Origin of the sequence: Streptomyces lydicus, assembly GCF_004125265.1 — a bacterium.
Lineage (GTDB): Bacteria > Actinomycetota > Actinomycetes > Streptomycetales > Streptomycetaceae > Streptomyces > Streptomyces lydicus_C.
In genome coordinates, this window is the sequence record NZ_RDTE01000001.1 from 445,076 (window position 1) to 465,268 (window position 20,193).

Sequence of the window (20,193 nt, forward strand, 5' to 3'; positions counted from 1 at the left end):
TCGGCTATTGGCGCGACCGGCGGGCAGCCTGGATGCTCTGCTCCAGAGCATCCAGAAGGTCGACGGCAGGCCACTGCAGCGCCGGGAATTCCGGGACATCGCCTCCCGCGGCCTTGGCAGCCACCAGCTGCTCCAGCGCGTGCCCATACTCGTCGTCCAACTGCTGCATCTCGAGACCGGTGAGCTCGGACAGCAGCAGCTCAGCGAGCTGCAGTTCCCGGTCGGTAACGGGCACCGACGGGCCCAGGTCTCCGGGCTCGCGCACTTCGTCCGCCCACAGCAGGGTCTGCAGCACGATCACCCCTCTTCTAGGACGCAGGACCGCCAGCCGTTCGCGCTGGCGGAGGGCGATTTTGCAGATGCCCACGTAACCGGTGCGCGCGAGGGCCTCAGTCAGCAGGACGTACGGGCGGTCCGCGGCCGGCCCGTCGGGTGCCGCGTAGTAACTATGGCCGTAGGTGATCGGGTCGATATCGGTTCCTGGGACGAAACCGAGCACCTCTGCCGTGTGCTTGGTGGGCAAGGGGAGGCGTTCGAGGTCTTCGTCGGTGATCGGGACCAGCCGCCCGTCCGGCAGCTCCACAGCCCGCCCGATGTCGCCATAGGAGATCTCCTCCTGCGTGCCTTCCAGCTCGCAGACGCGCTTGTGACGGATCCTCCCGCCGTCTCTGTGGTGGATCTCCCTGAACCGTCCTCGATGAGCCTCGGTCGCAGAGACCAGACGTACGGGCAGGACCACCATGCCGAAGGTGACGGTGCCTCGCCAGACAGTCCGCATCGGCGGTTTGGTCTCCATGCACCTAGCCTCCGGCGGAAGCGGGCACACCGCACCGCAGGCTACTCCACAAAGCGCTGGCGGCTCCGCGGGAGCTGCCCGCCGGGACGGGGCGGACGTCGCTGCGCATGGCGCAGACGAGTTCACCATCTACCGGCGCGTCGGCGATGTCATCCAGGACCGCTACCAGAACGCTCTCAGCCACGGCGCCGTCGGCATTCGGCATATTCCAGACCGGGGGCGGGCCCCGCTCGGCACCGCGCCGAGGTCGTCGGCGTCATGGTCTCCGAAGCCCCAGCCCACTACGACCCGGACTCCGTCATACGGCCCTTCAAACAGCGCGACGAGATGTAGCTCGCCACCCACATGCTCCTGCAGAGAAGGCAATGCCCGCCCGCGGCAAGAAGAGCACCGAACGCACCGAAGCCGTCCTCTCGGCCGTGTACGAGCCCGAGCCGATCATCCGCAGCGGTGGCGACCTCCTCCTTAAGCGGCCCCTTGCCCACCTTCCTCGGTAGACTTCCTGGCGGAGACCTCGTCGGACTCCCCCACTTGGGCCCCGCAGCGGCGGGGATGCAGCCCTTCCCGACCGGGCTGATCGCGCGCCAGGATCCTCGGCCGCTCCCTTCCCACCACCGATGAGGAGATCCCTCGATGCCCACCTCACATGCGTACGTCCTCACTGTGCCCGTCGATGAGGGCGGAGAATTCGTCTTCGCGCATGCTTTCGACAGCGGGATCCGTGTCTGGATGCGGGGCCTGACGTGCCGCGTCGACGAGCGGCCCCGACGGCTCTGCGGTGTTGCTGCCCCGCTGCACGGCGGAACCATCCGCGACATGGCGCCACTGCTGGACTTCGTGGCCGACTTCGTAGAGCACGCCATCGACGATCCGGCCGTGCAGTTGACCCCGGGCCTGATCCGCGACACCCGACCCGTGGTCGTGCGGACCGGCTCCGACAGCCTGTCCAGCCGCATGCACTTCTCGTACCGCGCCATGTCGCCCTTGCACACCGACGGTCCGTGGGACGGTGCCGCGGCCGAGCTGCTCTTCAGCCGCGTGCGGGGCCTGAAGTACCGGCACATGGGGTTCTTTGCCACCGGCCTACCGGAGCTCCCCGCCGGCGCTGCCCCGGACGCCCTGCCGGCGGCCGTCATCAACCGGGAACGGGCTGAGTACCTTGCCGAGTACCTGCAGGCTCCGGCGGGTCAGGTTCTTCACCACCTGGGGCACGCTGCGCGAAGGTAGGGCGCGCGGTCCCAGCCAAGCCGGGTTCTCGCCCGAAGACGCAGGGGCCCCGCGCGGCCCGTAGCCCTCATGATACTGCCAACAGGCGGCGCAGAGCTGTACCGCTGGTGACGTCACCGGAACGGGTGGCAGCTCAAGGGCCGGTTGGGTGCCTGGCGGCCTATCCGCTGGGCACCCGCCCTTCCGCCTACTCGGACTGTGTCGCTGGCTCGCGGCGCTTCGCCTCACAGGCGAGGCAGTGCTCGCAGGTCGTGGTGGTGCCCCCCCCTCGGTCACGTGGAAGGCACGGTGCTTGCACTGGGCGCAGAAGAACATTCGGATCACCTCCTTTCACCCCTTGAGGGGCCGTTCGCCCGGCCAGGCACAGGAAGATCTCCGAAACTGCTACGGGACCTGTCGGTGGCGGCCGCCACGATGGCGGCGTGGCCTACAGTCTCGTCATCGCCACCGCGCACTCGGCCAGACCCTGCCCGCTCGGCGAGGAACCCGCCTGCACGCCCTCACCGTGGACCTGCACCTGATTGCCCAGCAGGCAGCGTAGGACATCAGCCACCTGGAGAGCGCGTCGCAGTTCGTGGCCTTCCTGAGAACGTCGCGACCGAGGAATCCAGTCGGCGCGGCCTGCTGCCGGTACAACGAGAAGGCCTCCGCCAGCAAGGAGGTCCGCATGCTCGCCCACTTCACGGACCGGGGGATGGTGCCATCGCCGTGAACCTGGTGAAGAAGATCCTCACCGACGCCGCCGCCGGCGCTGACCTCCGCACACAGGACGCCTGGTTGGAGGCGAGCCTGCCGGACACCGGGGCTATCACGGTTGAGCAGTTGGAGAAGGCCCGCGCCAACCTGCAGGGCGCGTAGCTGAGCTGACACCGCGGTGAATCGCCCGCCGGGGGTGCCCGTCCGTAGGGGACGGCCCCCGGGGAGACGGTCTGCTGAGACCCGGGATGCCCGGGGCGCCGCTAAGGGCGCCCTCGGATATCAGCAAGAAGCGCGGGAGACCTCCGCGGGGCCGGGCGAGCTGGCATGATACGTAGTATGCCCAATCGGCTCATCGATACCCTCCGCGCAATCCATAAAGGGTTTCGCGGGAACGCATTAGAAACATGGCCTCACATTCCCTGCCCGACATGCAAGCGACTCGGCATGAGGCCCATCAGGGCTTCCCTTCACAGTGAGGAATCCAACAGTAGCGACTCGCTGAGAGAAACAGGTAGCTGGCATCCCGGGGGAGTCTACGGTGAATTTCATTGCCGCCTGAGGTGTCAGAATCAATCCTGTGACCTCGTATGGATGATCGGGAAGATGGAGCAGCACCCGGACTTCGATGAGCGGGGTGACTACGAAGACTACTATCAGCACCTGCATCCGAAGTTCTTCTTGCCAGCACTGCCGCTGGTGGAGATGCCGCGCGCGTGCCCCGAGTCGGTCAAAGGGCGGATTGAAGCCGCATCCGCAGTGCTTTGGGTCGACCCCAGTTCCGCCGCAAACCGGATCCGTTCTGTCGTCGAGGCTTTGATGGACGAGCAGGGGATACTGCGGAAGAGGATGGATAAGGACGGCAAGATCCGAGACGTCGGTCTCCATGACAGGATTGCGGCGTTCAAGAAAGCTAAGCCGCCCTTCGCGGAGGCGGCCGACCTTTTGTTGGCGGTCAAGTGGATCGGAAATGTCGGCAGCCATGAGGATATCTTGAAGATCCCTGACGTCCTGGATGGCATCGAGATCCTGGACTTCACGCTCGAACTCGTCTATGACACCAGACGCGATGATTTGAAGAAGAGGGCGGCCGAGATCACTATCCGAAAGGGGATTCCCAAAAGGTAGGAAGATTTTTCCAGATGAACCTCGAGGCTGGCTTCTCCGGGTGTCGTGAGCGCGTACTGCCCCAACCATTCGTACCGCGATCTCCCTCATTCCCGGGGTGACGACCCGTGGGCCGATGGGTAGCCCCATGGAGCTGACATCCCATCTGAACTGCGAGCCCTAGTTTCCGCCCGCCGCTTGGCTGCTCTGGCCTCGCCGTTGCTGCTGTCCTCGCCTCGGATGGCCGGGATGAGTATTCGCCGCCTAGCCATGTGTACGAGGCGGTGCCGTGGGAGGGGAGAATGAAGCATGGTGATGTGCAAGAAGTGTGGTGAGCAAAAGCGCCGTTGGCCCCGGTCCTGCGCCCGGTGCCGTTCCGGGGCGGCCCGGGCCGACGTGGCCGCAGACGCCGTCGAGCTGGCGGGGGAGGCGGGACTGCTCGGGTGGATCGGGCGAGGAGCCATAGGGCTGGTGCGGCTGGTGCTGCGTGCGTTCGAATGACCGGACTCCCGCGGGCGCGATCCGGCCGGGGAGGGGCCACTGCTCCGTCCTGAGTCGCGTCCCGCCCGCCACCGCCGACCCTGTCGCCCCTCAAGCTGCCATTAACCCACCATCGATCCAGGTAGCCATGGTGCGGCCTTCTCGTGACCGATCAGTATGTCTTCGCCTTCAGGAGCAGGAGCACCACGTGTCCACAGACCGCATCAGGTGGTCCGTCCAGAGCGGCCGGCGCCGTGGCGGATGGTCCCAGGAAGAGGCCGGCACCGCCGCTCTCCCAGAGGCTCACGCGCGTGATATCGCCCTTGCCGTCCTCGCTGCCCACCTCATGGCCGTGGACCACGATGCCGATCTCGACGACCGGCGCGCCATGGTGACGGTCCCGGACGGAATCGCACAACGGGTCCTGAGCGTGGTGACGGAGGACGACCTTGAACGTCACCTCCGAGAGAGCGGGTACTACCCCGGCCGACGTGAGGCAGCCCCGCACTTCCCCTCCAAGGTCGTCGCCGCCCTCCCCCTCGATCTCCGCGACGAGCTGTATCGCGTCGGAGCCCCCGGCTACAGCTGACGCCACAACAGAAGTCCTCGTGAACATTCTCAGTGACGCCCGATCGAGCTGCCACCCCTACCAGCTATGCCGCTGCGACAACCGGCCCGGCACGCTGCACACCAAGACCCCTCGGGCCCGCGGGCAGGCTACGGCTTCCCTCCTCGGTTGCGCAGCAGGCCGTGATGGGCGGCTTCGCGGCGCAAGATCAGCGGGTCCCGCCACTGCGGCACCTGTAGCTACGGCCTTTGGCCAGGGTTCCTGGGCACAGGTGTGGACGGCCCGAGAGGGCGGGGCTGGTGGGCGTCCGTCGCTGCCCGGCGGGGTGGTGCTGCTGGTGCGGACCGCTCGGTGACGTCGCGGATGATCTTCTCTGCTCGCGCCTTGATCTCGTCGCGCTGGTCCTCGAACGGCCACGACGCTGTGGAGGACGAGGGCGGCCTGTAGCGCATGCCCCGCTCGTCGTAGCGGGCGCGATACTGCGCGGAGGCGTCCTGCGGGCTCTCGGGAGCTATCGCCGCCAGGACAGGAGAGTCGAAGACGTCATGGTGCACGGCGCTGAGGTCGGTGTCACTGCGCCAGGAAAGGCCCGCCAGGTTGACGGATACGTCTTCGGGGCACGTGTAGTCGACCCAGTCGAAGCCGGCCACGTGCCGAGGCAGGGGCTGCGGGTTCGCTTCGAGGGGATGGGCCTGGTAGACGAGGTGGGTCGCCGGGGAGGCGAGTGGAACCTTCTGGAAGAGCTGCGCCGCCCAGGAGTCGTCGAGGGCTGCTTGTGCGGTGGTGTTCCAGAAGCCGGTGTAGTCGCTGCTGCGGGGGAGATTTCCGTGCCCGATATGTTCCAGCAGTGCCTGAGCCCGCTCGGCAGCGGGGTGAGCGGGGTCGTGCACGAAGCGGTGCAGCTCCGGCGGGAGCACCACCACCTGCCCGGCACACAGGCTCTGCTGGGACGGATCCGCGCGCGGCGCCCCCGTAGCGGGCTCGAAGGCCGGAGCGTACCGCTCGTACTCCTCCTCCAGGCGCTCGCCGTAGCAGTGTTCGGCCGCCCGATGGCCGTCCAGCTCCAGCCACTTGTTCCGCTCGCGGTTGACGACCCGGTTCGCAGCGACACGAGGAGCACGGAAGTAGCGGGACCATTCGGCGGGCGGCCTGTTGTGGATGTTGCGCTCCGGGGCGGGATCACGGTACTGGTCCCACCACTCGGCGCCTGCATGTGACCGATAGCCATGGTTGACCCACGCGCGAGGATGCACCTCATGAAGCCGGTCCATCAGCAGACCGGCCAACCCCAGACGGCGGAAGCCCGGCGAGACCTCCAACTGGACCACCTCCACCGCCAGGCCGTCAGGATGGAGGTAGTACTCGACATGGCCCGCTGCCCGCCCCTGCACCTCGGCGATCACCTGACGTCCAGGCCAGCGATGGAGCGGATCACCCTTCCAGCCCGCCAGGTACAGCGACAGCCCCTGAAGCCGCGCGGGCCCGGGGAAACTCATGGCTAGGGCCGAGGCGCCCGCGCGGCACGGGCGCACACCACTCTGGCCTGCACGTCGCTGCTCCCGCGGACGTTGCGCAGCAGACCGGCGGCGTCCTCTGCCACCTGCTGGCCGGCTTGGTCGGCGGAAAGGTTCGCGAACCGCGACGGCTCGATGTCGAGCACGGCCTGGACTGTGAACGTGACCGTCCCGGTCAACGGTGTCTCGTGCCCGGGCACTGTGGCCATCTCCGCGGTGCAGGTCACCTCGCCGCGGGCGTCCGGGTCGGAGCGGGAGTCGAAATGGACCTCGGCGACCCCACTGAGGGCTTCCATCAGCCGACTCACCGCGCCGGGCGAGCCAGTCATCTCCACCTTGGTGAATTCCGGTGCGGACGGTGAACTCATCTGCTGCTCCCAGGTTGGTCTGATGGTGCGGGCCTTCCGGCCCCTTTCAGAAGTACCAACTGTTGTACCCGACAACGCAGTTCCCGCCTGCGCTGTACGAGCGCCCCGGCCGCTGGCGGTGCCTTTGGCCTACCACGGCGCCACGGCCCCTGACCGGAGCCAGGTACCTGCTCCCGCCGCCCGCGCTCGCGCCCCGGTGTCGAATCCGGGAGGCGGGACACCGGCGAGGTCGGCCGACTCGCCCTCCCGCACGACGGGGCGCGCTGCCCAGACCCGCATTCGCGGGGCCCCCGGCGGCGGATACTGCCCCAGCAGACCGCCACCTGGGGAGGCACGTATGGCATCGGACGAATTGCTGGTCGTCGGCCTCGATCTGGAGACAGGGCGGCAGGTCCACATCGATGAGCAGCCGATGGACCAGTGGCGCCAGCTCGGCTACGCCCACCGCGAGAGCGTGGTGTGCGCGGCCTGCTTCAGCGGCATGGACGACGTCACGGCGGGCACCCGTGTGCCGCTGGTGCCCAAGGGCAGGATCGGCGGCAGTCGGCGCTTCCACTTCGCCCATCCGCCGGGCATGGCCCCACCCGGCGGCCACCACCCCGAGACGCTCTGGCACCTGGAGGCGAAGCTGCTCCTGGAGCGCTGGGCGCGCGCACTACCGAACGTCTCCGAGGTCCGCCAGGAGCAGTGGATTCCCACCCGCGACCGCCGTGCAGATGTCCATGTGCATCTGGCAGACGGATCGCGCCTGGCCCTGGAGGCCCAAACCAGCCTGATCTCCGACCAGTTGTGGCAGGCCCGCCACCGCAGCTACACCACAGCCGGCATCCAGGACATCTGGTTCATGCGCCCCGGCACGTCCCTGCCACATGTGCTGTTCGCCGAACAGGCTCCGCTATGCATCCTGGATCTCGCAGAGCGCACCGTCCACGTGGTGTGGGGCAAGCCCCACCTGCACAGCGGCCGCTGGTGGGAGGCCGGCGACCTGACGGTCTTCGCACTGCACCACCCGCCATGCCCGGGCGATGACATCCATGAGGAACGAGTCCCCCTGGCCGAACTCGGCCTGAGCACCCGAGGCCTGGACTGGCCAGAGCACCTCACCGACAAGCTCACTAACGAACACCGCGCGATACGGAAGCACGCGGACAGCGTCCGCGCCCAGGCAGAGGAGGACAACCGGCGACGGCACCGCCTGGCCGCCCAGGCAGCCCGAAGCCCTCAGCGATCGGTCACAGGCGAACGACGGATAGCAACGCCGCGCACCAGGACCGCGGGCCGGACCGGTACTCGCAGGCCGCGCTGCGCGGTATGCGCAAGCCCCCTGGCAGATGTCCTGGTGCCCTACGGCACCCACGTCGCCGTTCGCAACGGCGACAGCTGGGTCGACTGCCTCGGCCAGCCGTGCACCGTCCAACGCCCGCAGCCCGCCTCCAATGCAGACAAAACCACGCCCGACCAGGCCCACGCTGAGGCAAGCGGCCACCATGGACCCGGCCGCACCTAGTCCTCTGCTCAGAGACAGTATTGCGCTGCGCACGGACTCAATTCCGGAGCGGACCCCAGCGCGGAAAGAGGCTCACATGAACGACGTGCTCACACACCCCGAGGCAGCACAGCTCGTGGACTCGCTGGTGGCTTCCGGGGGAGGGGTCGTCTCCTACAGCTTCGGCGCGCCTGGCAGGCAGATTGCCGCCGCAGCGGGCGCGCGGCTGGCGGCTGACAAAGGTGCGTCGCTGACGGTCGTCGACTTCCGCCACATGCTTGCCCAGGCCCGCTCTGTTGTGGATGAGGTGCGCCCCGGCCTCGCTTGCACGCTGCTCTCTGCCGGCGAGGCGGCCCGGCAGCATCGAAGCACTGGGGGTGTTCTGATCGTCCACGCCGAGCTCCTGCATGATCCGAGAACCCGCCGGGCTCTCCTCTCGATGGCAGGCACCGCGGACAGCCTCATAGTGGCCAGCAAGGGCGAGTTCGACGAACCCGCGCTCGAGACCCTCGCCCTTTCCCGCTTCGTCTTCAGGCCCAGCGACCTGACGCCTCCGCTCTCGCATGAGTCTGGACAGGGCCCGGAGGTGAGGGAACGACACGACCAAACCAGCGTCGGCCCCTCGCGCCCTCGCGACCAGACCGCAGTCTGGCGGGGCGTCTCTGCCCGGGAGGACAGGCAGCGGCTTGTGCCACAGAGCAGTCAAGCCTCGGCGTCCGGGCAGGACAGGTTGACCTACGACGAGGTGGACCAGGCGATACAGGACACGGATCCGGACGAGGTCCGCCGACGAGTCAAACAGCTCCAGGACCAGAAGCAGCAGCGGACCGCCGCCCATCCCGCACCCGCCCTCGCCCCCACCCGCCCGGTCACCCACGACCAGAGCCTTGAGCAAGCCGCCGTGCACCAGCAGCACCGTCCCCAGGGCCCCGGCCGCACGTAGAAGCTCTCCGGACCGCGCCGTGGCACCGGCCGTGCGGAACGGGCGCCTGCCACCGCGCGTGGGCACCGGGGACAGCCCAGAAACGGCCACGGCGAACAGGAGCACCGCCGACGTCCTGGCCGCCGAGGAGGAGCAACAGCGACAGACAGACCTGGCCGCGCGGCGGGGCGGACTGTCCCAGGGGCGAACGGCTGTTGCCAAGGGCTGTGCCTGATGGGCGCCTGGCTCGCCAAGGCGGGTACCAAGCACCGCGTCAGCCGTCCGCGTACGGGTGGGACATCGCCCAATCCTGCCCACAATGCCAGGGCGCTTGTCTATCGTGGGCCCGACGAGATGGCGGACGCAGGAGGCTGTATGCAGCGCCGTGGGGCGGGAATTGTCAGTCTTGGAGGCGACCGGCAATCAGGCGACGGTCAGGTCGGCGGACCCTGGTCCTCTCCAGGGGATCCCGGAAACGAGGTGCCGCATCCGGACCCTGAGCCGGACGATGAGGACTAGCCGCGAGATGGCGGTGACGGCGGAGACGCTGCGTCAGCGCTGCGCTGAGCTCATGGCCAGCCACCCGCGGGGGTTCGGCGACTGCGGCTGGCTCCATGAGGCGTTTCTGAGCGTGCCGCGCGAGCACTTCGTGCAGGACAGCGTGTGGTGGGAGACCCCGGGCAAGGACGGCCGACACACCCTGCTCGACCGGACACAGCAGCCGAAGACCTGGCTCGAAATGATCTACGAGCCCGCAGTAGCTCTGATCACGCAGATGGACGACGGGGCGGTGCTTCCCACTGGCCGGGCGAAGGGAGCGCTCACCTCCAGCATCTCCTCGCCCGGCGTGATCATCGAGTTGCTGCGGCACCTGGCGCCGCAACCAGGCGACCGGGTAATGGAGATCGGGACCGGCACCGGCTACACCACGGCCCTGCTCGCCACCCGCGCCGACGCCGAGCACGTGGTGACGGTGGAGATCGACGCCGAGCTGGCCGCCCGGGCCAGAGTCCGGCTGGCTGCACTGGATCTGCACCCGCTTGTCATCGCGGGCGACGGAGAACTCGGCTATACGACGGGTGGACCGTACGACCGCATCGTGGCCACCGCCTCGGTACGGCGCATCCCGCAAGCATGGTTGGACCAGCTGCGCCCCGGCGGAGTCCTGGTCGTGCCACTGGACTCACCCTTCGGCCATGACCTACTCGTACGCCTGGAGGGTGATGGCCATGGAACGGCGCAGGGGCGCGCCGTGGAGCGGGTGATGTTCATGCGTGTACGTGGCCAGCGGGATGTGGTCCCCTACGCAGACCTTGGATGGCCGACCGGGGCGGCCCCTGAGAACTGGAGCGACCTGTACATCACCGCCGGCCCCGCAGGACAAAGAATCATCCTGCCAGAGGCCTCGGCCACACCACCCAGCTGACCGTCTGAACACAGCAGCGGGCCGGCGGCAGGGACTCCCGAGCGGCTCTGAGGCTCCCGTCCGATGTAACCCGCCGTGCCCCTGCCTTGAAGGAGGTACGGTCCGCACCGAGGTGGCGTGGGGGACCGCGGACCACGCTGTCCTGCCACGAGCGATGTGTAGACCGGTGGGCGGGATATACCTCCACGCCCGGAACCGGGTACGAAGCCTGCTGGCCGAGTGACCGGGGGAGCGGGCGGCCGGTCCCGCTAGCCGTGGGTCGTTCAGTGCAGCCTCCGACAAGGCGGACGGCCGTCGGACGTGTATTGGTGGCATGGCACGCTGGCCAGATGGGAGACGAGCTGAAGCGCCGTGTCTACGGCACCGACCACGATGATCCAGATCCCGGGCCGAAACCGGATCATGCCTATCAGGAGCTGGTCGGCGGTCCGCTGGACGGCTTGTTGGTCGATGTCACTGGCTGGAGTTCAGAGGACTTGGCCGAGGGAGCGGCGTTGATCACTGAGCTCGGACGGTTCGGCCCTGGAGGGCGGGCCGTGTACGAACCCCGGCTGGGGGACCGACGAATGTGGGACTGGCAGGGTGACGTTCCCTGAGCAACAGCCGCTTCCCACCTGCTCACCGTCGACGTCGGCCGCGCCGCCGCACCGAACCGCCCGGCTGGGGAATGCGGATCTTCCTGGGCCCTGGGGAGCCTGTGTGGCGCTCCTGCTGGGGGGCCCGGGACGGTTTGCCCGACGGGGGCGGAGGCTGAGGGTCGAGACCGGCATTGGTCAGGATGGACAGGTCCAGAGTCCAATTCTGCCGACTGCGCTGCACCCGCAGCAGGGATGCGCTACGAATGTGCTGGTCCACTGCCTCATCTGTCATGCCCGACACCATCGCGAGGTGAGCGCGGGCCGTGTGTTCCTTCCGGTTCCCGCCGTACTTGCGCACCCGCTCGAAGTGGGTTGCGTTGTGGCAGGGCGTGCACAGACATATCAGTCGGCGAAGGATCTGCATGCCGGAGTCGCTGTCGAACTGCCACCGCTCGTGGACCTCCAGCCAGCGCTTGCTGGACGGTTGCGCAGGCCGGTTACAGGCTTCGCATCGCCGCCCGGCGCGGGTGGTCACCATCCGGCGAACCCGTTCGTAGTCCAGTTCGCCCAGACACTCGCGAACGCTCGTGAACCAGCACGTCTCGGGGACGGAGTCCACGGCCAGGCCGCTCCCGGAGCCGAGTTCCTCGCCCGGCAGCAGTGACGGGAGATCGGGCAGCGCGGCCCACTGCTGCAGCTCTGGTAGATCCGGTTCAGGCGCATACCACCGTCGGGCGCCGGCATCCCACCGAGCCCCCTGGTCCCTTGCCGCGTCTCTCTGGGAGAACGGTACGTCCAGCCAGTGCCGTGTCGGCCCATGAGACCTGCCGAAATTGCTCACTGTTCTCTCCTTCTCCCGAGCCGCACTCCACGCGCCTGGGGCGGGGCCTTGTCCGGCGACGGTCCGTCTGGGACGAGCTCCGCGCCTATGCGGCCTTCGGAGTGGGCCCGGGAGCAGTCCCCGGAGGCCCGGCCTCGATGATCTTCTTGCGATATGAGGGGTCAGTACCCCACACAATTCGGGACTTTTCGCGGTGGTAGCCGTTGGTGCACTCGCCGAGCCACATGCGGCCGATCCTCTCGACGCCGCGTGACCAGGCGTCCTGCCACAGATAGGGGCCGGCAGCGGCGTCTTCCTCGTTGTTGTACGCCGACTCCCAACCGGTCCACAGCGCGGTCAGCTCGGCAACCAGGCCCCCGTGCTCCCACCAGCAGGCATGCGGCAGCTGCTCCGTGGTCAGTTCATACAAGTCAGCCATGCGGATGACCCATGCGGTGAACTCACCCCACAGGGCCTCGCGTTGCTCCTCCGGGACCTTGTGCCACAACACCGGGGCACCGGGGACACGTGAGCCTTCATCGTCACCGTCCTCACCAGAGCTTCCTTGCTTCGATGCACCCCGCGCGGCACCGGAGTCTTCGAGCCGTGCCAGACGCGCGGCGAAACTCGTGAGCTCGCTGTTGATGGACTCCAGTGCATCGAAGAGCGGGCCGAGCGGATCAGGCACTGAGCACCGCCCCTCGCGAGCGGCGTCGCCGGCAGGGGGCCACCAGTCGCGACCGGTACGCGGCGAAGCCGGTGAGCTCGCTGTTGACAGACTCCGGCGCATCGACGAACGGATCGCGGTCCTGGAAGTTGTGCTGCGAGGCCGCGAGCCCGAGGCCCGCACGGCCGGCGACCCGCCGGGCGCTGCAGGCCCGGTGGCCGCCTTCGGGCTGCGGAGCCCCGTCGGGAGCGTCAGCTGGAGACATGGCTGTTCACCTTCTTCAGGGCTTCCTTGGTGGCGGCGCTGATTTCCTTGGCCCGCGGACCCTCGTGGATCCGCTCGAACTTGACGCGGGTGACCGGGGTGCGGCGGTGCACGACCAGGCCTTCACGTTCCTTGATCTGGCGGATGTCGCCGGGCTCCAGTACCGCCCGGCGGCGGGTGGAGATGCTGACGGACGCGCGGTCGCCATCATCGCTGACGGATTCGGTGTCCTCCTCGAACTCGCCGGCCAGTTGAGAGTAGGTCTTGAGTTCCGTCTCGTCGGACACGCCGCCCAAGATCACCTTGATCGTCGCGGCCGCAAACATCTTCCGAACGCCCAACTCGCCCCACCTCTCGTGGGCTTGGGCGAGGTTCTGCAGTACGGCGACCATGAAGATGTTCTGGCTGCCGGAGACGGACATCAGCGAGGGGATCTGGGGCAGGGGCGCCACGTTGGCGAGCTCGTCGCCGAGGAGCGCGAGCGGCGGGTCGAGGCGGCCGTTGGGCATCCGCGCAGCGATGACCTTGGCGGTGTCGAGGATGGCCCGGCTGAAGGCCGCCATGATGGGAGCGAGGCTGGAGCCCTCGTCCTCTTCGCCGATGAGGAAGACGGTGCCGCCTTCGGTGAGCCACTTCGTGATCGAGAAGTTGTCCTCGTGGCGGGCAGACTGGCCGAAGATCCGCGCCACCTTCTGGTCGTAGAGGGCGAGAATGCTCTGCTCGGCGGTACGCCAGGACGCTGAGCGTTCCTCGGGCGCCGCGGCATGCTGGGCCGCCAGCGCACGGGCGAGGTTGGGCTGGTCGTGGGCGGCCAGAATGTCGACCGGCTGCCGTTCGGTGGGGGAGGTGGCCCAGCGCAGGATGTCCATGCCGCTCAGGCCATCGAGTGCGGCGGCGTGCAGCCAGCACGTCATGAGCATCTGGGCATTCATGACGAAGTATCCGCCGTTCTTCGTACCCTCATCCGATTTGGTGGTTCCGGTGAGGGTCTCGGCGCGTTTGCGGGCGACGGTGAAGTCCTCGCAGCCATCGACGACGGACCACTGCAGCTGGAGCGGCCAGTTGGACAGACCCGTCGGATCCAGGACCATGACAGGCCCGTACTGCTCGCGGGACTTCGCCGTCGCGTAGAGCACGTCGGTCTTGGACGAGGTGGCCAGCACACTGCCCGGGAAATCCAAGATCCACGGCATGATCAACTGGGATGTCTTGCCCTCACGAGGAGGAGCAACGATGAGGACGGTCTCCTCGAAGGGGATGTACAACCGGACGCCGGTGGGGATCGCGGTCCCGCAGAACACGGCGACCTCGTTCACCGGCACATCGGTCACCCTCGGCGGCGCACTCGCCCGCCAGGGCAGCGCGCGGGCAGGCCCGGCCGCCTTGTCCAGGAGAGGCCGCGGCTTGGCCAGGCTCGGCCGCAGGGAGCCGAGCCGGGACAGAGCCTTGGCCTCACCCATGGCCTCTTCCAACTGGCCGCTCGTCGCGAGCCCGTCGGTGCCCTCGTCACGCATGGAGCGCCAGCGGCGCCACCCGGCACGCCCTCCCCAGCAGGTGCCGGCCGCAGCGGCGAGGAAGGGCGGGTAGAAGGCGAACGGCCCGCCCACTCCGGAGCCCGGCGGGTAGGCGTCCTGTGGCTGGAAGGGATGCACCAGCAGATCTGGAACGGCGGCCGCCGTCTCATTCCACGACACCAGGGCCGGAGAGGCGTGGGCCAGAAGACCGGAGACGACGGAGGCAACCCACATCCACAAGGTGAGCGCGACCGCGGCAATGCACAGGGCAATCCACCAGGCATCCTTGTAGACATGCAGCCTGTTGCCCGAGTGAGGGGTGACGACCTTGGCCACTACCGCCCACCCCCACCGGCGCATATCGGCCCGCCGCCGGCAGCCCGCGCGCCCGTGCGCACCCGGCCGGAACGAGCGCTTCCGCGCGGGCAGCCACGTGGCTGGAAGGGCGGTGAGAGGGCGTGCCGCCGCGGCGCGCGGGCAGCGAAGTTCGGGTACGTCATCACGCGGCGCTCTTTCGCATCGAGATGAGCGGTGCCGCGGGCGCCTGGCTTCCCGAACCGGCCTCGGTCATCTTGCGGTTGGTGTTGGTCAGTTCGGCCTCGGTGGAACTGCGGATGTGCTCCACCAGGTGCATCCGGTTGCCCACCTGCCACACGGCCCGGCCCGGCGAGCAACGGCTGGCGCCATCGGGCAGGGCTTCTCGCGCCCAGTCGGGCAGTTGCAGGTAGTCGGCCGTGATATCGGCCTCGGCCTTGTCCATGTGGTAGAGCACGCGGGTGGCGGTGAGCTTCAAGATCGCTGCGGCCTCAGGAGCCTCATCGACCATCAGGTCGCCCAGGTGATGCAAGATCGCCCAGAACGACAGCCCGAGCCTGCGCCCATAGCGGACGAATTCCTCAAAGAGCCTGGCCACCGGCCGGTGGGACAGAATGTGCCACGCCTCTTCGACGATCAACGTGCGTTTGACATTGTCCCCCGGCTTGATCCAGGCGTAGCGCAGCCACGGGCCGATCACACTCATCAGCAAAGGCATCGCCTCGCCTTCGCGCGGAAGCCGCGTGAGGTCGAAGACGATCAGTCGCGCGTCCAGGTCGATCCCCGGGGTGGTGGGCCCGTTGAACAGCCCGGCCAGATCCCTGGTCCGACTGCACAGCTGGTCCATCGCCAAGCTGGCCGGCTGGCCCCAGCGCACCATGTCCTCGACGCCGACCCGGCGCTGGCCGAGCATGGCCGGCTCGGGCTTGGTCAGTGCGTCGTGGATGTCGGAGAGGACCGCGACGCGGTCCTCGGCGTCGGCACGGCCCTGCGCGGCGGCGTGGGCTACCGAGAGCGCGAACTCGCTCTCGCTGGGCAGTTCGCCACCGATGATCTCCACCATCGAGCACAAGATCTTGAACTGGTACTGGCTGGGGATCCGCGGGTCGAGGGGATTGAGCCGAACCCCCTCACCGTCCTCTCCGCCGTAGACCAGGCGGATGGGGGTGACGCCCAGGGCATGCGCGATGCTGTCCCACTCGCCGACACCGTCCTCGCCCTGGGCGTCGAGAATGCAGAAGGACCGTTCGCGAAAACGCAACTGCCGCAGCACATAGCACTTTTCGAGGCTCGACTTCCCGAAACCCGACTTGCCCAGGACCAGCGCATGACCACTGGGCAGCCGCTCGCGGGCACTGGGGTCGTAGAGGATGAACGGGTCATAGATGTAGGCCTTGCCGGAGTAGATCTCCCGGCCGATGATCACCCCTCGAGGGTCCGAGGACGGGGCGCCGACCGCGGGGTACAGACCGGACGCGGTGGCCGTGGTGGTACGCAGCGCGCGGCGCTTGGTCTGGGACTGGGGGCGAACAAGCTCGAGCATGGCTCTCAGTCCTTCAGTAGTCCGGTGACCAGCGGCAACGTGTTGGTGAAGGCGCGGTACTGCTCGGAGTCGCACCACTCCAGCGCCAGCTGCGACTTGACCGCGGCCGCCCGGACCACGTTCCGGTGCTGCACCAGAAGCTCGGGATCAGGCGCGGTGACGGTGACCCACCCGGTCAGCCGCACGCCGGCCGCACCGTCGGCCAGGTCGTGCATGGTCGAGGCCGAGGCCCCCAACTCGCGCTCCTCGCGCGGGTCGATGATCTTCCCCGGACTGCGGTCGGCCTGCCCGGCCTCGTTGGTGACATCCGCCATGGCGTCCTCAAGGGCCTTGTCCGCGGGCAGCAACCGCATCGTCACGCCGACTGTCAAGATCACGTCGGAGACGTACAGCAGCAGCGGCGCCATGAAGTTCACGCCAACCGGCAGGACGGGAAACTGCTTGATCCAGGCCGTGGAGGTGTACCAGGGGTCGGCGCCCTCCCAACTGCGAGCTGCCATGCGGGTGGGCTCCCGGGCATCCATCTCGGCCGGCCAGCAACTCGCGCGGTCCATCCCCCTGGTGTCGTTGATCCAGTGGTCGGGCGCGTAGGTGTGGTGGATGAGCGAGGCGAGCGCAGGCTCGTCCAGGTTGCGGACCCATCGCAGCTGTGCGCCGGACAGGGACCGGATGAACTGCTCGACCTCCTTGCCCAGAACCTCGGCGTATCCGTCGTGCAGCGTCCGGTACTGCAGGGCCTCGGCGGACAGGTCCTGGGTGTAGGGGATGCCCAACGCCAGGAACAGCCGCCGGTCCTCCGCGTACACCGAGACCATGTCGACCAACTGGTCGTAGGAGTCGCTCAGCCAGGACGGAGCCGCCGGATCGCGCCGGGCCGCAGCATCGTGCGCGTGGGCATTGGGATCGGTCGGCAGCAGCCGCGCCAGCCACTGCACGTACTGGATGCGGCCGCCAGACTCCGCGGTCTCCTTGAGCAGGTACTCGTAGGCGCTGATCAGGGCTTCCTTGTCCGCGCCGTCGAGCCCGCCGAAGTTCTTGGCAGCCTCGACCTCGATGCAGGTCACGAACATGGACTCAGAGGGCTGGAGCAGCACGGCAATATCGCCGTACGCGGTCTTCGCCGTGATCCATTCCAAGGACCCCGGCACACCCACGGGCTGCGGGACCGGCTCCGGCGTCCCGTCCCGGCGCCGGCCCGCCAGTGGCGCCGTCGACTGGTAGAGAAGTTTCCCGTCGCGCAGCAGGCGCCGGTAGGAACGGCGGATCTCGAACCAGCGAAGGAAGGTGCGCCCCTTGAAGGGGATCACCGTTGCCCAGACGCAGCTGCCCGCGGCTGCCAGGCATCCCAGGATCTTCAGGGGGATGCCCGGCAGAGCAGCCAGCAGACCGACGGACAGGGCTATCCCGCCCAGAAGGACCAGCTGCTCGTCCATTTCGAATCGACGCCCCAGCAGTCCGCGAGGACGCGGTCTGGGGAACGTGAAGACGCGGTCCATCGCGACTCCTTCCGTAGAGCGTGGTGAGAGGGGTGACCGCGGTCGCTAGTTCCCAGGAGGGGGAGGCGGTGGTGCGGGCGGCGGGGGAGTCTGACCCCCTGGCCGAGGAGCCGGGGGCGGGGGAGGCGGAGCCCCAGGCCTCGCGCCAGGCCGCGGGGGCGGCGCAGGAGCAGGACGCCGGGCGCCGCCCGCGCCGCCGCCACGCGCGGAGCCACCACCCTGGCCGGACCCGCTGCCCCGCCCGCTGCCGGAGCCACGACCCTTGCTGCCGCCTCCCGAGCCCGCGCCGCCCTGCTGGCCACCGCCGTCGCCGGAGGCATTGTTGGCACCGTCCTTCGCAGCCTGAAGGGTCTGATCGCGGGCCTGATCGATGCCTTCCTTGACGGCCATCCCCGCAGCGACGGGAGGCGCTGCCTTGGCCGCACCCGCCGAACCCCCCGCTTGGCCAGACGCACCGCCTGGCGAATTCTTGGAGGCGGCCTGGCTCTTCATATCGTCCTGTTGCTGTTGCTTCTGCCGTACTGCCTTCGCGCGCTGTCCCGCCTCGTCCTTGACCTGCGTCATGGCCTGGATCTCGTCACCGACGAACGGCAACCACTTCGCCACCTGGAACGGCATGAACAGAGCTATGAAAAGCAGTGCCATGAAGGTGAGGGTGGTGCCGATGGCCTGCGGAATGGTGAGCCTGTGAATGTCAGTGGCGCCGTCCATCAAGGCGCCGGCAAGAGCAAGGGCGAGGAAGATGCCCAGCTTGCTGACGATGATCCCGCCCATGACCCCGATCCACTTGCGCGTGTGCCCCCACAAGTCCTTGTCGACGAGGCCGGCAAAGACCAGCGGCCCGAAGATGAGGCCCAGCAAAATCAGCGCGCTACGCACGATGAGCATCACCCAGAGGCCGAAGACCGCAAGGAGAATCATCAGAGCCATGGGGATGGCAATCACTGCCCCGGCCCCAGTCATGGCAATGATTGCCAGGGCTGTGAACGCAAAGAGCCCGGCCGTAAAGACCTCGGCGATATAGTCGCCGAGAATTGCCTCTGCTGCACTGTCGACGAAATCGACTGTGTAAGCCACGACCACCGGCATGAACCCCGCCACGACCACGGACATCAGCAGGTAGCCGACGTTCTCCATCGCGGCCTGAGCAATGGGGACGCCGCGGACTGCTCGCTTCACCACAGAAATCAGCCACTGGACCATGGTCATGACGGTAGATAGGGCGAAGACGAGCCCATACAGACGGAGGAATCCTGTATTACCCCAGTCGATTTCCGTAAATGGCATGGCTAGTTCCCCTTGGCCTTCTCGTTCTTCCGGCCATTCTTGGGGGCGGACGGCTTCTTCCCGGTGAGCTCTTCACCGAATGCCTCGAACATGTCCTTGGTGCCCTTGCGCAGCTTCTGCTCCATGTAGCCGAGCGGATCACTCGCGAAGTCGGCGGCCTCGCCCACGGTGTCGACAGCCCCATGGAGACCGGATTTGTCGTACAGCCACTTGGCTCCCTCCTCGGCCTTCTTGCATAGATACTTGCCGCCCGACGCATTGCACGGATTGATCCAGCTGGGCGCATCAGCTTGAGCCTTCGGTGCTGCTGGTCCGGCGACCACGACGGAGGCCGCAAACATTGCAGCTACAAGTCCCTGCGCTATCCGCCGCCGCGCGAAATCACCCTGCATAGCGCGGAGCCCCGAATTCCTTGTTGGCCAGGCGCATGTCGCCGGTAGAGGACGGCGACGAATCGGGTGCGACCATCGGCGTGGGCCCGTCCGTCTGGTCGATCGTGGCGACCTTCCAGTCGCCCCCCTCCCACTGCAACATCAGCGTGTAGGTCGACCAGGTACCCGCAACCGGCATCTGCGACTTGTCGGTGGGGACCCCGACGACCTCGCTCATCCAGACCCGGACCGTCGCCGTGTCCTTCGAGTAGGAGGCCACGTTGGTGCCGAGCGAAGCGGCGCGCATCACCAGATCAGACGCCGTCTTGGCGTTCACCCCGAGCGACGCCATCAGCCCCTTGGCCGTCTGGTCGTCCTGCTGCTGCTGACCCGTCACCGCGGACGAGGTCATCATCGCCTTGAGCTCCTGGTGCCGCAGCGCCTCGTCGGTGAAGTACCCGGGGGCGGAGCGTGCCACCTGGTAGTTGACCGCGGCCGCCGCAGCGCCGTCCTTGGTGCGCGGATATCCCACCGGCACCCCGTGCTTGACAGAGCGCGCCTTGGCACCCGGGCCGCTGCCGCCGGCCTGTGACGTGGGTGCGGATTCCGCGGGCGTCTGATCCGCCCCGGCGCTGGCCTCGCTTCCGCCGCCACCCCCGAACGAGGCGAGCCCTATTCCGATAGCGAGGACAACACCGAAAGCGGTCGCTCCGATCTTCGCCCTACGCCACGGGGAGGCTGCCCCCGT

The 20,193-nt window shown here is 67.9% G+C and carries 21 protein-coding genes; 8 read left to right on the plus strand and 13 right to left on the minus strand.

The genetic code is table 11. The features are described 5' to 3' along the window. Positions 1–4: 4 nt before the first annotated feature. Positions 5–796 carry a Ku protein gene (locus D9V36_RS01905; RefSeq protein WP_164992824.1) on the minus strand — a complete coding sequence of 264 codons (792 nt, stop codon included), beginning with the start codon at positions 794–796 and terminating at the stop codon, positions 5–7. 633 nt (positions 797–1,429) lie between these two features. Between D9V36_RS01905 and D9V36_RS01910 the strand changes: the two genes are divergently transcribed. Continuing rightward, a complete protein-coding gene (locus tag D9V36_RS01910; RefSeq protein WP_129292159.1) occupies positions 1,430–2,023 on the plus strand; it encodes a hypothetical protein in 594 nt (197 codons plus the stop codon). A gap of 427 nt (positions 2,024–2,450) precedes the next feature. Here D9V36_RS01910 and D9V36_RS42515 read toward each other — a convergent pair whose 3' ends face one another. Further along, on the minus strand, positions 2,451–2,576 hold the full coding sequence (locus tag D9V36_RS42515) for a hypothetical protein (RefSeq protein ID WP_277753365.1): 126 nt from the start codon (positions 2,574–2,576) through the stop codon (positions 2,451–2,453). 155 nt (positions 2,577–2,731) lie between these two features. On the opposite strand from D9V36_RS42515, the gene D9V36_RS41660 reads away from it, so the two are divergent. From D9V36_RS41660 to D9V36_RS01930, 3 genes are all read left to right on the plus strand, one after another. Then, positions 2,732–2,881 (plus strand): hypothetical protein, encoded by a 150-nt coding sequence (locus tag D9V36_RS41660; protein ID WP_241720644.1) that lies wholly within the window; start codon positions 2,732–2,734, stop codon positions 2,879–2,881. A 432-nt stretch (positions 2,882–3,313) separates the two neighbouring features. Then, a complete protein-coding gene (locus tag D9V36_RS01920) occupies positions 3,314–3,847 on the plus strand; it encodes a DUF4145 domain-containing protein (protein WP_164992825.1) in 534 nt (177 codons plus the stop codon). A 667-nt stretch (positions 3,848–4,514) separates the two neighbouring features. After that, a complete protein-coding gene (locus D9V36_RS01930) occupies positions 4,515–4,895 on the plus strand; it encodes a hypothetical protein (RefSeq protein WP_129292162.1) in 381 nt (126 codons plus the stop codon). 218 nt (positions 4,896–5,113) lie between these two features. Here D9V36_RS01930 and D9V36_RS01935 read toward each other — a convergent pair whose 3' ends face one another. Both D9V36_RS01935 and D9V36_RS01940 read right to left on the minus strand, forming a co-directional pair. Continuing rightward, a complete protein-coding gene (locus D9V36_RS01935; RefSeq protein WP_129292163.1) occupies positions 5,114–6,370 on the minus strand; it encodes a GNAT family N-acetyltransferase in 1,257 nt (418 codons plus the stop codon). Positions 6,371–6,372: 2 nt separating this feature from the next. Further along, on the minus strand, positions 6,373–6,756 hold the full coding sequence (locus D9V36_RS01940; RefSeq protein ID WP_129292164.1) for a hypothetical protein: 384 nt from the start codon (positions 6,754–6,756) through the stop codon (positions 6,373–6,375). Between the two features lie 337 nt (positions 6,757–7,093). On the opposite strand from D9V36_RS01940, the gene D9V36_RS01945 reads away from it, so the two are divergent. From D9V36_RS01945 to D9V36_RS01960, 4 genes are all read left to right on the plus strand, one after another. Further along, positions 7,094–8,263, plus strand: coding sequence for a competence protein CoiA family protein (locus tag D9V36_RS01945; protein ID WP_129292165.1), 1,170 nt, complete (start codon positions 7,094–7,096; stop codon positions 8,261–8,263). A 76-nt stretch (positions 8,264–8,339) separates the two neighbouring features. Next, positions 8,340–9,185 (plus strand): hypothetical protein, encoded by an 846-nt coding sequence (locus tag D9V36_RS01950; RefSeq protein ID WP_129292166.1) that lies wholly within the window; start codon positions 8,340–8,342, stop codon positions 9,183–9,185. A 487-nt stretch (positions 9,186–9,672) separates the two neighbouring features. Then, entirely contained in the window at positions 9,673–10,590 is a 918-nt protein-coding gene (locus D9V36_RS01955; RefSeq protein WP_241720645.1) for an rRNA adenine N-6-methyltransferase family protein, read from the plus strand. A 329-nt stretch (positions 10,591–10,919) separates the two neighbouring features. Further along, positions 10,920–11,186 (plus strand): hypothetical protein, encoded by a 267-nt coding sequence (locus D9V36_RS01960; RefSeq protein WP_129292167.1) that lies wholly within the window; start codon positions 10,920–10,922, stop codon positions 11,184–11,186. A gap of 22 nt (positions 11,187–11,208) precedes the next feature. On the opposite strand, the gene D9V36_RS01965 is transcribed toward D9V36_RS01960, so the two are convergent. The 9 genes from D9V36_RS01965 to D9V36_RS41665 all read right to left on the minus strand — a co-directional run bounded on the left by D9V36_RS01965 (position 11,209) and on the right by D9V36_RS41665 (position 19,977). Next, entirely contained in the window at positions 11,209–12,009 is an 801-nt protein-coding gene (locus D9V36_RS01965) for a DUF5710 domain-containing protein (protein WP_206739577.1), read from the minus strand. Positions 12,010–12,094: 85 nt separating this feature from the next. After that, positions 12,095–12,676 (minus strand): hypothetical protein, encoded by a 582-nt coding sequence (locus tag D9V36_RS01970; RefSeq protein WP_129292168.1) that lies wholly within the window; start codon positions 12,674–12,676, stop codon positions 12,095–12,097. Beyond that, positions 12,669–12,920: a hypothetical protein gene (locus tag D9V36_RS01975; protein WP_129292169.1), complete on the minus strand. Its 252-nt coding sequence runs from the start codon at positions 12,918–12,920 to the stop codon at positions 12,669–12,671. The genes D9V36_RS01970 and D9V36_RS01975 overlap by 8 nt, the downstream gene beginning before the upstream one ends. Continuing rightward, complete coding sequence (locus D9V36_RS01980; protein WP_206739578.1) at positions 12,907–14,769, minus strand: type IV secretory system conjugative DNA transfer family protein; 1,863 nt, start codon at positions 14,767–14,769, stop codon at positions 12,907–12,909. Before D9V36_RS01980 ends, D9V36_RS01975 begins: the two co-directional genes overlap by 14 nt. 163 nt (positions 14,770–14,932) lie before the next feature. After that, positions 14,933–16,291, minus strand: a complete 1,359-nt coding sequence (locus D9V36_RS01985) for an ATP/GTP-binding protein (RefSeq protein ID WP_129292171.1) — start codon at positions 16,289–16,291, stop codon at positions 14,933–14,935. Positions 16,292–16,296: 5 nt separating this feature from the next. After that, a complete protein-coding gene (locus tag D9V36_RS01990; RefSeq protein WP_129292172.1) occupies positions 16,297–17,787 on the minus strand; it encodes an SCO6880 family protein in 1,491 nt (496 codons plus the stop codon). Positions 17,788–17,832: 45 nt separating this feature from the next. Next, positions 17,833–18,990, minus strand: a complete 1,158-nt coding sequence (locus D9V36_RS01995; RefSeq protein WP_129292173.1) for a hypothetical protein — start codon at positions 18,988–18,990, stop codon at positions 17,833–17,835. 86 nt (positions 18,991–19,076) lie between these two features. Beyond that, on the minus strand, positions 19,077–19,466 hold the full coding sequence (locus D9V36_RS02000) for a hypothetical protein (RefSeq protein ID WP_129292174.1): 390 nt from the start codon (positions 19,464–19,466) through the stop codon (positions 19,077–19,079). Next, positions 19,456–19,977: a hypothetical protein gene (locus D9V36_RS41665; RefSeq protein ID WP_241720646.1), complete on the minus strand. Its 522-nt coding sequence runs from the start codon at positions 19,975–19,977 to the stop codon at positions 19,456–19,458. Before D9V36_RS41665 ends, D9V36_RS02000 begins: the two co-directional genes overlap by 11 nt. Positions 19,978–20,193: the final 216 nt, after the last annotated feature.